At 53.7% G+C, this 13,754-nt stretch carries 12 protein-coding genes and 3 pseudogenes; 6 read left to right on the plus strand and 9 right to left on the minus strand.

What is annotated here, in order from left to right:
• Positions 1-31: 31 nt before the first annotated feature.
• The 5 genes and pseudogenes from ACZ5YD_RS00495 to ACZ5YD_RS00515 form a co-directional block, all read right to left on the minus strand.
• Complete coding sequence (locus ACZ5YD_RS00495; RefSeq protein ID WP_379739421.1) at positions 32-229, minus strand: helix-hairpin-helix domain-containing protein; 198 nt, start codon at positions 227-229, stop codon at positions 32-34.
• Between the two features lie 250 nt (positions 230-479).
• The gene (locus ACZ5YD_RS00500; RefSeq protein WP_379739418.1) at positions 480-1,004 is read right to left on the minus strand and encodes a hypothetical protein; all 525 of its coding nucleotides are present in this window, start codon (positions 1,002-1,004) and stop codon (positions 480-482) included.
• Positions 1,005-1,287: 283 nt separating this feature from the next.
• Positions 1,288-2,679 (minus strand): ATP-binding protein, encoded by a 1,392-nt coding sequence (locus tag ACZ5YD_RS00505; protein ID WP_379739415.1) that lies wholly within the window; start codon positions 2,677-2,679, stop codon positions 1,288-1,290.
• 80 nt (positions 2,680-2,759) lie between these two features.
• Positions 2,760-2,974, minus strand: a pseudogene (locus ACZ5YD_RS00510) (helix-turn-helix domain-containing protein); the annotation flags it as partial.
• A gap of 214 nt (positions 2,975-3,188) precedes the next feature.
• A complete protein-coding gene (locus ACZ5YD_RS00515; RefSeq protein WP_379739412.1) occupies positions 3,189-4,445 on the minus strand; it encodes an orc1/cdc6 family replication initiation protein in 1,257 nt (418 codons plus the stop codon).
• 842 nt (positions 4,446-5,287) lie between these two features.
• Between ACZ5YD_RS00515 and ACZ5YD_RS00520 the strand changes: the two genes are divergently transcribed.
• The 5 genes and pseudogenes from ACZ5YD_RS00520 to ACZ5YD_RS00540 all read left to right on the plus strand — a co-directional run bounded on the left by ACZ5YD_RS00520 (position 5,288) and on the right by ACZ5YD_RS00540 (position 11,369).
• Positions 5,288-5,635, plus strand: a complete 348-nt coding sequence (locus tag ACZ5YD_RS00520) for a DUF6788 family protein (protein WP_379739409.1) — start codon at positions 5,288-5,290, stop codon at positions 5,633-5,635.
• Positions 5,623-5,889, plus strand: a pseudogene (locus ACZ5YD_RS00525) (ubiquitin family protein); the annotation flags it as partial. The gene ACZ5YD_RS00520 and the pseudogene ACZ5YD_RS00525, both read left to right, overlap by 13 nt.
• A 188-nt stretch (positions 5,890-6,077) precedes the next feature.
• Entirely contained in the window at positions 6,078-7,247 is a 1,170-nt protein-coding gene (locus ACZ5YD_RS00530) for a Fic family protein (protein ID WP_379739406.1), read from the plus strand.
• Between the two features lie 622 nt (positions 7,248-7,869).
• A complete protein-coding gene (locus tag ACZ5YD_RS00535) occupies positions 7,870-8,961 on the plus strand; it encodes a ribonuclease H-like domain-containing protein (RefSeq protein ID WP_379739403.1) in 1,092 nt (363 codons plus the stop codon).
• Positions 8,962-8,963: 2 nt separating this feature from the next.
• Positions 8,964-11,369 carry a DEAD/DEAH box helicase gene (locus tag ACZ5YD_RS00540; RefSeq protein ID WP_379739400.1) on the plus strand — a complete coding sequence of 802 codons (2,406 nt, stop codon included), beginning with the start codon at positions 8,964-8,966 and terminating at the stop codon, positions 11,367-11,369.
• A gap of 27 nt (positions 11,370-11,396) precedes the next feature.
• Here ACZ5YD_RS00540 and ACZ5YD_RS00545 read toward each other — a convergent pair whose 3' ends face one another.
• The 3 genes and pseudogenes from ACZ5YD_RS00545 to ACZ5YD_RS00555 form a co-directional block, all read right to left on the minus strand.
• Positions 11,397-11,804, minus strand: coding sequence for a hypothetical protein (locus ACZ5YD_RS00545; protein WP_379739397.1), 408 nt, complete (start codon positions 11,802-11,804; stop codon positions 11,397-11,399).
• 97 nt (positions 11,805-11,901) lie between these two features.
• A pseudogene (locus tag ACZ5YD_RS00550) lies at positions 11,902-12,090 on the minus strand (DoxX family protein); the annotation flags it as partial.
• Between the two features lie 11 nt (positions 12,091-12,101).
• Positions 12,102-12,860 carry a transcriptional regulator TbsP domain-containing protein gene (locus ACZ5YD_RS00555; RefSeq protein ID WP_379739394.1) on the minus strand — a complete coding sequence of 253 codons (759 nt, stop codon included), beginning with the start codon at positions 12,858-12,860 and terminating at the stop codon, positions 12,102-12,104.
• 166 nt (positions 12,861-13,026) lie between these two features.
• Here ACZ5YD_RS00555 and ACZ5YD_RS00560 point away from each other — a divergent pair, with 166 nt between their 5' ends.
• The gene (locus ACZ5YD_RS00560; protein WP_379739391.1) at positions 13,027-13,311 is read left to right on the plus strand and encodes a PadR family transcriptional regulator; all 285 of its coding nucleotides are present in this window, start codon (positions 13,027-13,029) and stop codon (positions 13,309-13,311) included.
• A gap of 104 nt (positions 13,312-13,415) precedes the next feature.
• Here ACZ5YD_RS00560 and ACZ5YD_RS00565 read toward each other — a convergent pair whose 3' ends face one another.
• A complete protein-coding gene (locus ACZ5YD_RS00565; RefSeq protein ID WP_379739388.1) occupies positions 13,416-13,649 on the minus strand; it encodes a hypothetical protein in 234 nt (77 codons plus the stop codon).
• Between the last annotated feature and the right edge of the window lie 105 nt (positions 13,650-13,754).

A 13,754-nucleotide genomic window follows, 5' to 3' on the forward strand; every position in this document is an offset into this window, starting at 1 on the left:
AACTAGGACGAATCATAGAGAGACAACCCAGTCAATTATCTCTAAATGCGCGATCAGCCTGTGCTTTCATTTTCTTAGCTGTCTTTTCTCCAACTCCTTCTGCAGCCATCAAATCCTCTAAATCCGCTTCATATACGTCTTCTACCCACCAGATTCCCACCTCTTGAAGTGCAACTGCACGGGTGTAACTAACATTCTCAAATTGCGTCGTTGTGCCATCTTTTCTCATAAGAGAATCTCAACACACCCTCAAAAATAAGTATTCGTTCAAGTACCTATGTGTCTCTGCTGTAATATGGGGTTGCTCGTGACCGATACATGCGTGGTATCCCTCACGGCTACATTTCCTTGAACTGGTATCACTCTCGGTTGTCAGTCCGCCCGCAGGGTCTTTAGGCTCATTCTCTCGGTGAGTGCTGAAAAGAAATATCTCGTTTGCAAAATGTGCTCCGACTCCTCGTTCAAAGTGAATGCGTCCGTCATCCCGACATGAAATACGCGAACCACAGCTGGACGCCTGCGAAGAGGATCAGCACGATTGACGTGAAGATGATCCCTTTCTGAAACTGCTTCGGACGTTTCACCGTCGATACATAGTGCGAGCGATCCCAAACGCTGAACGCGCTTGTAGGGTGTAGTGTGTATGTAGAATCACCTGGTTCGAGTGATCGCGGCTCGCTATTTATATTAATACCGGATGAAATAGAGAATCCGAGGACTGCGTGGCCTTCATAGGTCAACGGCCCGGTTTCAACGGTCACGGTGGTCGTTTCGCCAGGCGCAAGCTCCATGCCCATTTCCACGTTCTGCGACCAGACCACGTCGTCGTCGATCTCGATCCAAAAGTGAACTGCCGTATCTTCTCGCCACTGCACATCGGAGTTATTTGAAAAGGTGACCTCGACAGTCGGCTGCGAGTCCGTCCACAATACTGGCGACGGTTTGTCTCTGGGTTCAGCCCCAATCTTCAGTCCATAAAGTTCGTGCGTCTGAATAGCTGACATATGCTTCTCGAAGCGGTATACTCCAAGTTAAGAATTCACCTGGCGTCGACGTCTATCTGGATGTACCACTCCGTCGGTTCCGAAGCTTTGCTCGATCGGATCGAGTTATGTTGATGGCCAGGCACGGACCGCTCACACAAACGAATGGATACCGGGGACCTTACCAAACAATTCACGATCACTAATGCCAATGTTTGGTAAGACGACTCGTCCTGAGTCCGTCCCCGACCGCATAGTCGCGCTCGCACCGAGGCCTTCCGGAACATCGGGTGCTACAGGTGCACTACCTACTGAGCGCGGCGACGACGTCGTCGATCGTATAGAGACGTACATCGTCACGCCCGGCAGCGGCTTCGCGGACGCTATTCGTAAACCCGCTCCGGGAGAACAACGCGTATTCGACGGTTCGCGTGCCACCGCCTGACGGCTGCCACCGGAGTTCCTCGACATGCGTCTCCAGTGAGCCTAGTGCGCTGTAGTCGAGTGGCGATTCCTGATACTTGCACTCGCCGACGACGAGCGTTTCCTCGTCGGTGAGTCCAACGACGTCGATCTCGTGGTCCTGATACCACCACTGTCCAACATCGACGATCGGCGTCTCATCGTACAGTGTCCATAGGGCCTCACAACACAGTTGCTCGAACGCGGGAGCGACGAAGTCAGCTATTTCCGGTTCGACGAGTCGATCGTAGGCCTCCTCACCGAACTGGTCATAGCGGTCCGAACTCCCGTACAGAAACCGAAACCAGAACCGAAACAGCCGATCCCGAAGCCGGTACTGACTTCGCTTGGATCGTTCGGGTTTCTCAGTCACTGGTACGTGTCGTTCGATGAGCCGAAGCCGCGAGAGACGGTCTAAATACATCGATAGCTGGTTGTAGTCGATACCGGTCACGCCAGCGATCTCGTTGCGGCCGGTCGCCCCGCCGGCGATCGCTTCGAGGATCGAGAAGTAGCGAGTCGGTTCTGTCAGCTCCATGCGGAGTACATACTCCGGCTCATTACGGAGTGATCCGTGACGAGTCAGCACCGTCTGCTGGATATTCTCGCCAAGTGATCGGTCGGCCTCGAGTTCCTCGAGGTAGTAGGGAACTCCACCGAACACACTCCACGCGCGAACGGCCTCGTCTGCCGTCGTATCGTCCGGTAGAAACTCCGTCGCGGCGTCAAACGAGAGTTCACGGATGTCGAGTGTGAGGGACGATCGCCCATATAGTGGACTATCCCCGAGCAGCGTTGCCTCCTCCATCATGCTGATCGACGATCCGACCAGAACGAAGGTCGTCTCCGACTCGTCGAACTCGTGGTCGAACAACGCCTGTAACACTGACGGGAGACTCTCGTCCTGTTCGATCAGGTATGGGAATTCGTCGAGGACGACGATCGCATTTTGGTCGGCCAGATACCTGAACAGTCGCTCCCAGTCAGGTCGAATGTCCTCAATGCCGGGAAACGTCTCGGCTGCGGCCTCGATGAACTGTTCCAGTTGGAGCTCCCGCGTCTTCTGTCGGGCCTGATAGAATGCGGCGTTCTCCTGTCTCTCAAGCGCCTTCTTTACGAGTCTCGTTTTCCCCAGCCGTCGCCGCCCGTACACGACCGCGAGGTCTGCGCTCCCCGAGTCGAAGAGATCGTCGAATCGATCCAGTTCCTCCGACCGATTCACGAAATCTACCATGGCGACGAGTTAGTGACTCTAGAATAAAAATATTCTGAATAATCATATTCTAGACTATCATATTTGAGAATATTATAATGGGCAGTGACGAACTCGTGGGCTGCGTCGCGTACGTGCTCGTCGACGACAGTGAGGCCGTCGTCATTGGGGACATAGCCTGCGTCTTCGAGGCGGTTGACGGCCTGTCTCACCGTCTCATACGGTGTGTGGAGGTGTTGGGGATACGGCGGATAGAGTCGCCACTCTCGATGGCGAGGATAGTCTGTGCCGCCGTGTCGTCGAGCACCTCGTACATCTGGAGGTGACCAATAATCCGGGAATAGTCAAAAATATTATACGAACTGGATAATCTACCCCAGTTTGCTCAGAGTTTCAAAACCGACCCTACCCCACTATTTCCGAAGCTATCAGGGTCGACCGAACCCCCTCCACCGTTTCCGGAGCTTTTCGAGCCTGAAAAATCGACCTCATTCAAAATCTAAAGCGGGGCATCGAAACCCAGAGAAGGCTCAATAGTCGGAGATATCGGACTGTAAGAGGTTGTTATCGTCGGCCGTCGATTGGATGATGGTCGCGAGATCTTCGAACCGATTCGTCGAGAGGAGTACCTCGAGAACGGCCTTCAGCGGGACGTCGAGTTCGTACTCGTGGTATCGGCCGGCAGAGAGCCCCTCGTTCCGTTCATAGACGCTGATGAGACCGAGCATGTTCATATCGGAGAGGTGATCCCGAACACGGCGTTCACTCACGCTATCGGCGTCGAGTCGATCGCAAATTTTCACGTATCGCTGATAGAGATCTCGAGAGCGAACGGGAACCTCACCCGTCGCTTGGTGGTAGGCGAGCGCGCAAAGAACGGCATGCCCCTGAGTCGTGAGTTCCTGCATTCCCTCATAGAGTTGATTCTTTTCGAGCTCGTTTTGTGCGTCATGGACCAGATCGACGGTCACATTCTCGGAATCGGTTGCTTGAGCGAGCTCGCCGGCTTCGCGAAGGAGTCGAATTGCCTGCCGAGCCGACCCTGTGTCCTGGGCGGCGATCGCCGCACACAACGGGACGACTCCCTCATTAAGGACATCATCACGGAACGCTTTCTCCGCACGCGGTTCAAGGATCGATCGAAGTTGATTCGCGTCATACGGCGGAAAGAGGATCTCCTTTTCCGCCAACGTGTCCTTCACCTTCGGTGATAGGTTTTCCCGGAACTGGAAGTCGTTGCTAATACCGACGATCACCGGTCGGACATCGTCGACGTAGCCGTTCGATCGCGCTCGTGGAAGTCCGTAGAGGATATCGTCGGAGTGACCGATATTGTCGATCTCGTCGAGGACGATCACGACGGTACCACCGAATTCGTCGAGTTCCTCGTACAGAATATCGAATACGCGTTGTTGTGAATAGCCAGTAGTGCTGATTCGATCCTTCTCCTTACTCTCACGCAATTCATTGACGAGGGCGACGGCGACCTGATACGACGACGAAAGGTTCTCACAACTGATCCAGACGGTCGAGAGATCGACGTCGTCGTACTCAACGGCGTCATTCTCCAAGTGTGACAGCATAAACTTCGTCGCGACGGTCTTTCCCGTCCCCGTCTTACCGTACAGAAAAATGTTCGACGTCGGGCGGTTGTCGATGATTGGTTGGAGGGCGCGTTGGTACTTCTCGAGCTCGTCATCACGTTCACGGATGTCCTCAGGTTCGTAGGAATCGTCGAGGGGTTCAGCATCCGCAAACACTTGACGATCTCGCTGAAACATCCCCATGGAAAACGGCCTCACACCAGGAGATAATAAAACCACTGCTTCCTTAGTTTCCGAAGCGTCCTAAGCTCGGGAGTTTATAAATATACACACCACCAACGGTTCCGAAGCTCGGCTCCTTTTTATAACACACTCACTCCACTGTTTCCGAAGCAATGACTAAACCACGTGTCACCACAATAAGAACGAACGAATATATGGGAAAGAATTAAGACACTATACTAGGAACAGTTTCCGCAGTACCATAATAAGAAAGTGATACTAATACAATATATCTATTTTATTTTCTTTTGTTTGAGAAGGTACGTGAGTGATCCGGCGAGGCTTGCTGATTCCTTCGTCCTCTCCCTCTTTCCCTCAACGATAGCTTAGGAAACAGTGGAGTGAGGGTCTTTGTCTTTACCGTATGGAGAAAGCTTAGGAAATGGTGGAGGGTTGTCCGTCCAAAACGTGGATATGATTAGTCCACATTGATTCGATTAACTGCGAATGGAACGTCTCCTCGGTCCAATAACACTCGATCTCTCCAGCGTGTATTCCTCCAATTCTCTCGATTTTTATTGAGATTCAACGCGTTCGTTGGCATCTCATCCGATCGTGTTCGTGCAGCTCATACGAAGCTCCGGAAATGGTGGAGTGGGACTCGTCTCTTGCGGGTTAGCTTCGGAAATAGCGGTGTGTAGATTGCTTGCGTTTATCCACTATGTCCGTAGCATTCTGATCGCCGGTATATCGGTTACAGTACCGATATTGACCGGGATTGCTTCGGAAACGACGGGGGGAGGCAGCGGCTCGAATCTTACCAAACTTTTATGGTCTATGTCCGTCTAGTGTTTGGTAAGATAATGCCGAACCAACCACCTGCTCCTGATTCGCTTCCGAAGTATTTCGCTGAGGGTATTCCCAAACAGGACGGTCAGACCCTACACGAGCTCCAAGCGTGGATCGACGATCTTCTCGCATACCGCCAAGACGTCGACGCCACCGATATCGACGTCGACGACGATGAATCGATCGAGGCCGTTGAGGAATCGAGTGATGGGACAGTCGTGATCAAGAAGGTAACCTGCGGAAAAGATAGCTGCAAATGCCAACAGGGGGAGCTCCACGGTCCCTACAAGTACACAGTTCGTCGACGAGGTGACAGTCTCGAGTGGGAATACCACGGCCCGGTTTCTGATGGCGTCGAGTGAATACACTCGCACAGGAAAACACCCTCGACGAGTTACAGGATCACGTATCGGAACTCACTGATCGAATTGAAGTGTATCGCGATGAATATGGCGCTGGCCCACCGGCGGACGTGGACGTCCTCGAGTTTGATTCAGAACAAATCGACGACGTGTACGTGGAACTCGGTGATTAGGCCACCGCGTTTGAGGAGCGCCGCCTCCACGAGCGTGCACGGAGAATGGCCGCTGGCTCCGCTGCTTCATCTCACCGATGAGGATAGTACCAACAGGCGACGGTGCAAGTTCAGCGCCGATAGATCACGCCCACTGTTTGAAACCCGTCTTTGATATACTGATTAAAAAATAGGGGTATGAATAATACTAGTACGCGACTCTTCACCCATTAGGTATATTCAATACCTCAATTTTAATTGGCTGGAGGGAATAAATCCACTAGACAACAATGGTGGGTGAGGATTTACCTGATTCGGCTCCCGGGAAACACGTCCCATATGGTGCGAATCCGTATTACAAGCCGGAGCCACTCCCTCCAAAAACTGATCTCACGTTCGACGCCGCGTTCTATGAGACGTTGTCCGAGGCAACGTTTTGGCTCGGGAAGCTCGGTGGATTCTCCTTGACGGTGGATTTCGCGCCCGTATTATACACCTCGTTGCTGCGGAAGGAGGCGATGGAGTCGTCCGAAATCGAGGGTGCCGATATCGACTATAACGCCCTCTATAGTTACGAGACTCGGTCTGGTGCATCATCCACAGGGCAACACGGTACGGAGCTCACTGACACGAAGGACGTTCAAGAGGTCCTCAACTATGAGGATGCACTCGAAGCGGGGATCGAACGGATCGGCGTCGGCGAGCACATCTCGCTCGAGCTGCTTCACTCACTCCACGAAACGCTCCTCACGAACGTCCCTGCGGACAGACGCGAGACCGAAACGATCGGGGAGTTCAAACGGCATCCAAATCACCTCGGTGAGTTCGTCCCGCCAGTCCCTGGAACGGTGGAGGGCCATATGGACGCGTTGCTGACGTACATCCGAACCGGCGGGACCTATCACCCACTCATCGACATCGCACTGACGCACTACCAATTCGAGACGATTCATCCATATGGAGACGGCAATGGCCGTCTCGGCCGCTTGTTGATCACACTCCAGTTGTACGCCGGCGGATACCTCGAGCAACCAAATCTCTACCTGAGCGAGTACTTCAACCGGTTCAAGGATACCTACGTCGAGCGACTGGAGGCGGTCAGATACGAGGGCGAATGGGAAGCGTGGATCGAGTTTTTCGTGACGGGAATTCGCCACCAAGCGGAGGAGTCGTTACGTCGATCACGTGAACTACGCAATCTTCAGTCCCGGTATGAGGAGACCTATGGTGGATACGCACGCGCTGACGCCAGATTAGCGTGCTCGCTTTTCGAACAACCCTACGTCACAGCCGCACTCGTTCAGGAACTGCTGGACGTGACGGGCCCCACTGCGTATCGAGCGATCGACAGTCTGATCGATGACGACGTGCTCGAGGAAACCACCGGAAGAGAACGCAACAAGGAGTATCGAGCAACCGAAATCTTCGAGATTCTCGAAAAACCTCCCCAGACATACTAGGAAGCAGTCATCCCTCCACACGATATCTACAGGCGGAACAGGCCGAGTGCCTCGGGGTCGTTCGGAAATCTTCCATTTCCGTGATGACGAGAGAGCTTCGCTCTCTCGAACCAATTGACCCCGAGGCGGTTCACTCCGGAAACCACTCCATCGGAAACAGCGGAGGTACGTCGTCTCTTTGTGGCTACGGCGACTCAAACCAGCTCACGGAACCAGACACTCAAGACGGTGGCCGCCGTACCGATGAACACACACTCTCTCTCCAGAAATGTCGACGCCTGCTACTACTCGTATCGCGTGTGCATCTCCACAGTTCGTCGAGCGGGCTGAGTCATCACTGCTGGACGACTGGCTCACCTACTACGATCCGTCGATCGTCCTCTTAACGGGAGATGCTCCGGCACCGCGTGCTGCAAGTCGTCTTCGCCGACGTCTTGGTTCGGAAACCCTCCTGTACCATCCTGCGAGTAACGCACCAGCGAGTGGTCCACGTCGTATCGATGGCGTTCAGGTCGTCCTTGCACCGACCGAACAGTCCCTTCGCGAACTTCGTGAATGTGAACACCGGGACCTCGACGTCGATCAGCCATCGTTCGTCCTTAGTGGACTCCTCGAGCTGGATGTGGACGCGACATCACTCTCGACCACACTCGTCGGTCGCGAAGCGTACCTCTCATCCCTTCAAACGAGCCAGCTCGAGGGAGATTATGTCCACATCTCGGCGTCCCTTCCAGCCGACTATCGCCGTGAGTGGGACGGCCTCACCGTCATTGGTGGGGGGTTCGATTCGGGATATGCGGGCACTCCTCTCGTCGCTCTTGACTGTCGAGAAGATGGACGTGTGCTCACGCGTTCAGTGAACCGATCGCAACTAGGACTTCGAGCGTTGGATCAGGTCGGAGGCAAACGCGCACAACAGCTCCGAGAAGCAGGTTTCACGAGTCGCGAAGATATCGCCAATACGTCTTCGAGCTCACTGTCTGAGTTTCCCGGACTCGGGAAGACGATCGCTGACCGAATCCAACAAAGCGCAACGGCGATCGCTCACGACGAGATCGTACGCAAGTCCGACGACCCGCTTCCGAACGGAGATCCTGTGTACATCGACATCGAAACGGATGGACTCTCTCCGACGATCACGTGGCTTATCGGTGTCCTGGATGGCACAGCTGCGGACGGCCGATACCTGTCATTCATTCAGATGAACCCCGACGAACCAGGACAGGCTCTCGAGGACTTCCTGGCGTGGTACACGGCAAACGCGAGCCATCGTCCTCTCGTGGCGTATCGTGGCTGGAAGTTCGACTTCAGCGTTATCCACGACCACATCATCGAGTATTGTCCACACTACGAGGACGACTGGAACAGTACCTATCGCTTCGATCCCTACCAGTGGGCCGTTGAGAACCAGAACGCGATCCTTCCTGGCCGCACGAATAAACTCGAAGACGTCGCCGCCGCTCTCGGGTACGAACGTGACGAGACCGGATTGACTGGAGCTGCAGTTGCCCGAACGTATCAACAATGGATGGCGGATCGATCCCCGTCGACGGAGCCTGATTGGGATCGGTTTAAGTCCTACTGTGAAGACGACGTCCGAGGGCTCGCTGTGATCTATGAGTCACTCGCAAAGAGTAACCGTATCGTATCGACCAACGAACCATCTCGCGATACCACGGAAACAACCACACAGCAACGTCTCACTGATTGGTAACCATGAGCTCAGATCCAGACCCAGACCCACCGGAGTACGCCCCAATTACTGCTCGAGGACTCGAACGAACGTTTCCCCAGTACGACGGTCAGTTACAACACGCCGAATCCGTTTCTGCACAAGCCGGTGCATACGTTGATCCGCACGAAGTACTCGATGCTGGGCTCGCTGCTTCGGTCAGTGAGTCTGTGGGGGATCTCTACACCCACCAGGAATCTGCCCTCCGTCATTTAGCAGATGGTGATGACGTCTGTGTCGCAACCTCGACGTCATCGGGAAAAACCTACGTCTATGCCCTTCAAATTGCTCGAAACTATCTCGAGGATCCGGATTCGACGGCACTTCTCGTCTACCCGACGAAGGCGTTATCTCGAGATCAGGAACAGGAACTCAACGAGTTCTTCAGCACGCTGGGATTGAACATTTCCGTTCGAGTATACGACGGCGATACTCCCCAGGATCGCCGAAAGCAGATTCGGGAAACGGCCGACGTTATCATCACGAACTTCGTCGGGGTCAACGTCTACTTGGCACACCACACGCGATGGCACACATTCTGGGCAAACTGTGACCTTCTCGCGATCGACGAATCCCACACGTACACGGGCGTCCACGGGATGCACGTTGCGTGGACGATCCGCCGATTACGACGGATCCTGGAACACTACGACAGTGACCCGCAGATCGTCTGTACCTCCGCAACGATCGGGAATCCCTCTGAACACTCGCGGCGACTGACCGGAAAATCGTTTACCGTCGTTGATGAAGACGGCTCGCCTCAAGGCAAGCGTGACATCGCGTTCTGGAAGCCACCCGTCGACGACGGGATGTTGGGTCCTGATGCCGACTTCGAGGAGTTTCAACAGGCGCAAACGAATCCTGTTCGCGAAGCGAGTTCCGTTCTTGCGCATCTTGGACTCAACGGCATCCAGACGCTGATGTTCACTCGGAGTCGGAAGAACGCGGAGCTCGGAGCGAAATACGCCGGTAACGCGGCGAGTTCTCACCCAAAATCCGGCTATCTAAGCGTCGAACCGTACCACGCCGGTCTGGGTAAGGAGACACGTCGTGGAACCGAATACCAGTTCAAGAGCGAGCAACTTGACGGCGTCACGTCGACGAACGCCCTCGAGCTTGGGATCGACATCGGTTCGATGGATGCAACGATACTCACGGGATATCCGGGTACTCGACAGTCGTTCTGGCAGCAGATCGGACGATCCGGCCGTGGCGATTCTGATGCCCTCTCGGTGTTCGTTGCTCGGGCAGACGCGATCGACCAGTACATTCTCGATGATCCTACGTACGTTCTCGGCGATGCGATCGAGGATGCCGTCATCGGGCTCGAGAACAACCCTGTCTACGCACAGCATATCCTGTGCGCTGCACAAGAACACCCGCTGACGGTCGCCGATCGGGAGTGGTTCGATGGAGATCGCCTCGATCGTGCTGTCGAGATGTGGATCGATGCCGGGAAACTCGCGGGTGATCTGTCGCGAAGCGTTCGCTATACCGGCTCTCCGCGACCGCAGTCCGACATTTCGATGTATACGTCCTCAGATATCCAGTTTGACGTCCGCTGTCAGGATCGGGACATCGATATGGAGCCGATCGACCGTGAACGAGCATATCGAGACCATCACGAAGGCGCGCTCTTTCTCCACAACGGGATCCAGTACGAGGTCGTTGACTTCGTCGAAGACGTTCCAAACCCCTACATCACCGTCGAAAAGGTTCGGACAAACGAGTATACCGAGACGATCTCCGAAAAGACCGTCCGTGATATCGATCCCGAGGCAACCCGAGATCTCGGGAACGGATACCAGCTCTCTTGGGGAACGGGTACCGTCGAAATCCATTATACCCATTTTCGTCGGAAGGACATCAATTCTGGCTCAGCGACCCAACCGTTACGACCTACGGGCCTTCCGCCGATCGAACTCAATACACAGTTGATGTGGATCGAAACTCCACCGTCGCTACAGGATGACGTCCTTCGCGAAATAACGGGTGAAGATTCTTCGACGCTGACGGACGGCGACATAATGGAGGTCTTTGGTGGTGGCCTCCACGGCGCCGAACACGGAATGATCAAGCTCACACCTCTCGAACTACGGATGGACAAATCCGATCTTGGCGGCTTGAGTACTATCGCACACCCGGAGACGGGCGTTCCAACGTGGTTTATCCACGACGCCGTCGAAGGAGGGCTCGGCTTTAGCAAACGAATCTTTGAGCAAACAGCGACGATCGCTGAACGGACTCACGAGCGAGTTAGTCAGTGTAACTGTAACGGAACGAGTGGTTGTCCCGCTTGTATAATGGACTCTCAATGTGGGAACCAGAACCGGTTCCTCCATACTGACGCCACACTGCTTGTACTGGACAATCTGATCAACCAGCTCTAGACAGTCGTCTGGCACGATAGTGTTCCTTCAAAACGGGTTCGCTAGATCTGTTTGCCTTAGGCGAATGGCCCCTTGTTGGACTGCGTTTTCGACAGCCGACTGATCGGTCATTAGAAAACAGTTGTAGCCATTAACCGTCCGCTGGACGACGGATTCTTTGAAGATATTGTCCGGGTGGTCGGTATATTTCTTCACTACCACAACGAACTCCTCGATCACGTCGACGCCGACGAGTCCATATCCGTGATCCTCGAGAAATTCCCTGAGTTCGTCATACTCGTTCGCAGGAACTTCGAACCGATACTGGTGGTTGTTGTAGTACCGCTTGAGTCGATCGAAGACCGCCTCGTCCTCGAAGAAATGCTTGAAGAGATGAACGTCGTCGACGACGAAAACGTTGACCCGTTCGTCACCCGCGCGGCGGGATTCCGCCATCTCACCACCGTGTTAGTCCTACTCATAATTGAATATGCCGCCGGTAGCCACTCACACTGTGGTTTTCGGTAGTGAGTCGATCGAACGTTCGGGGTATCTATTCGGACGAGCCCTGCCGCGCCTGATTCAAGAACGCCAGCGCGGCGCCGAGCAGGGCGAGGTTCTGGAGGAACGAGGTCATCTCTTCGTCCCGTGATTCCTCATCAACCACCCAGAAGTCGTGCATGGCGGGAGTGACGCCGACGAAGAAGGTCGCGACGCTGCCAGCCGACAGCTTGGGTAATCGACTAATGATTACTAGGTTCTCGACCCCGAGTTCTTGAGGATTGATTTCACAGCGTTCTCATCAGCGATTTTCAATCGCAAGCGTGGCCGACCAGTATTTATTTTGACTTTTTCGGTGGATAGCGCGCCTTCCTCTTCTAACGCCATTTTCCTTCGAGAGAACGTTGATTTGGATCCAACCCCTACTTGTTCACCCCACTTCGAGATTTGGTAGAACTGTTTGTCATGTTTGGCTGCAATTAGGAGCGCTACCGTTACGACGTCGACGTCGTCACGCACCTCTTCGAGGTTTTCAATGGTAGTAATAAAGTCCTCCATGAGGTCCCTACCAAGATTTTCCTGTAATGTTCTTTGTACAGTCCTTCGTGATGGTGTTTCGAATCTGTAACTCTCTGCACTCTCAAACCGATGACGATATTGGGTATTCACATGTTCGACTAGATCGTTTTCTCGCGTTGTGATCCCTCGTACTTCTCCATCGATATCGAGTAGCGAACTTACTGCTTCTTCACTTACAAGGAGCGTGTTCTCCGTAGGTGATTCAAGGAGATGGATGGTAAGCGCCTCATCATCGACAAGATCTCCCGCTCTCGACGCAACCGCAAAATCTTCGAATGCGGTATTCAACGCATCTTCGGTCGCAAGTATTTCGACTGGTCCTTCATCCAAATCGACCTCGTTGACAACGTGGACAATAATCCTTGACGGTGGATCGACGAGTAGCGGCGATTGTAGTTCTGTACTGAGGTTTAGAACACCGAATGTAGTCATTATTACAAATTTTCGACGGTAAACCAATAACCGTCTTGTGATTTGTGGATAATGTGGTACGCCGATATGTGGATTGCCGTACTGGCCTTTCAGCATTCCCCTTTACGTCGATCTTGATCCACCTTCGCTTCGATAATTTTATGAAATGAAATACGCCATTATGTGTATGTACGATTTGACCGGTTTCCAACGTGACTTGTTGTACGTTATTGCAGGCCTGGATGACCCTCACGGGCTTGCGATTAAGGACGAGCTCGAAGACTACTACGAGAAAGAGATCCATCACGGGCGTTTGTACCCGAATCTCGATACGCTTGTTGAGAAGGGGCTTGTCGAGAAAGGTGAACTCGATCGCCGAACGAACTACTACACCCTAACTCGACGTGGACAGCGAGAAATCGAGGCACGTGATGAGTGGCAGGCTCAATACGTCGACGTCGCTACTGAGTGAGCTACCCGCCCTGTTCGGCCTGGCGGCCTCGTTGAGGACGGGGCTTCCTGTTTCTACGACACGCTTTGCCGGAACCGGATCGGTTCCCGTAGGCCAGTCGTATCTCACTTAGCGTCCGTCTGAACGTTTGCACCAATCGCTTCGATAAAGGACGTGAGAAATTCCTCCGGAGTACGTGCGTGATCGTCTGGAGGCTCTTTCCAAAATTCGACGTCGAACCCTTCCACTTGTCCCGAATCTTCGTTGACGTTTTCGATGACCAAAATCGAACTCTGGTAGATTACCACCGTTCGGTGGTTGTCGACGTCGAGATACTCGATTGCTGTCTTGTCCAGCACCGTGTGAAGATCCGTCTCTCGTGGTAGCGTGCAACGTTTTGTGGGTCGTCCACTACCATTGTCTTCCATTGGTACCCCGTTATTGACTCATTGACGGTTATTCGT

It is taken from the genome of Halopenitus salinus (genome assembly GCF_055397165.1).

What these genes read in the sequence shown, in the direction of transcription:
- ACZ5YD_RS00495 (WP_379739421.1), bottom strand. Translation starts at nt 229, where the DNA reads ATGAGAAAAGATGGCACAACGACGCAATTTGAGAATGTTAGTTACACC.
- ACZ5YD_RS00500 (WP_379739418.1), bottom strand. Translation starts at nt 1,004, where the DNA reads ATGTCAGCTATTCAGACGCACGAACTTTATGGACTGAAGATTGGGGCT.
- ACZ5YD_RS00505 (WP_379739415.1), bottom strand. Translation starts at nt 2,679, where the DNA reads ATGGTAGATTTCGTGAATCGGTCGGAGGAACTGGATCGATTCGACGAT.
- ACZ5YD_RS00515 (WP_379739412.1), bottom strand. Translation starts at nt 4,445, where the DNA reads ATGGGGATGTTTCAGCGAGATCGTCAAGTGTTTGCGGATGCTGAACCC.
- ACZ5YD_RS00520 (WP_379739409.1), top strand. Translation starts at nt 5,288, where the DNA reads ATGCCGAACCAACCACCTGCTCCTGATTCGCTTCCGAAGTATTTCGCT.
- ACZ5YD_RS00530 (WP_379739406.1), top strand. Translation starts at nt 6,078, where the DNA reads ATGGTGGGTGAGGATTTACCTGATTCGGCTCCCGGGAAACACGTCCCA.
- ACZ5YD_RS00540 (WP_379739400.1), top strand. Translation starts at nt 8,964, where the DNA reads ATGAGCTCAGATCCAGACCCAGACCCACCGGAGTACGCCCCAATTACT.
- ACZ5YD_RS00545 (WP_379739397.1), bottom strand. Translation starts at nt 11,804, where the DNA reads ATGGCGGAATCCCGCCGCGCGGGTGACGAACGGGTCAACGTTTTCGTC.
- ACZ5YD_RS00555 (WP_379739394.1), bottom strand. Translation starts at nt 12,860, where the DNA reads ATGACTACATTCGGTGTTCTAAACCTCAGTACAGAACTACAATCGCCG.
- ACZ5YD_RS00560 (WP_379739391.1), top strand. Translation starts at nt 13,027, where the DNA reads ATGTACGATTTGACCGGTTTCCAACGTGACTTGTTGTACGTTATTGCA.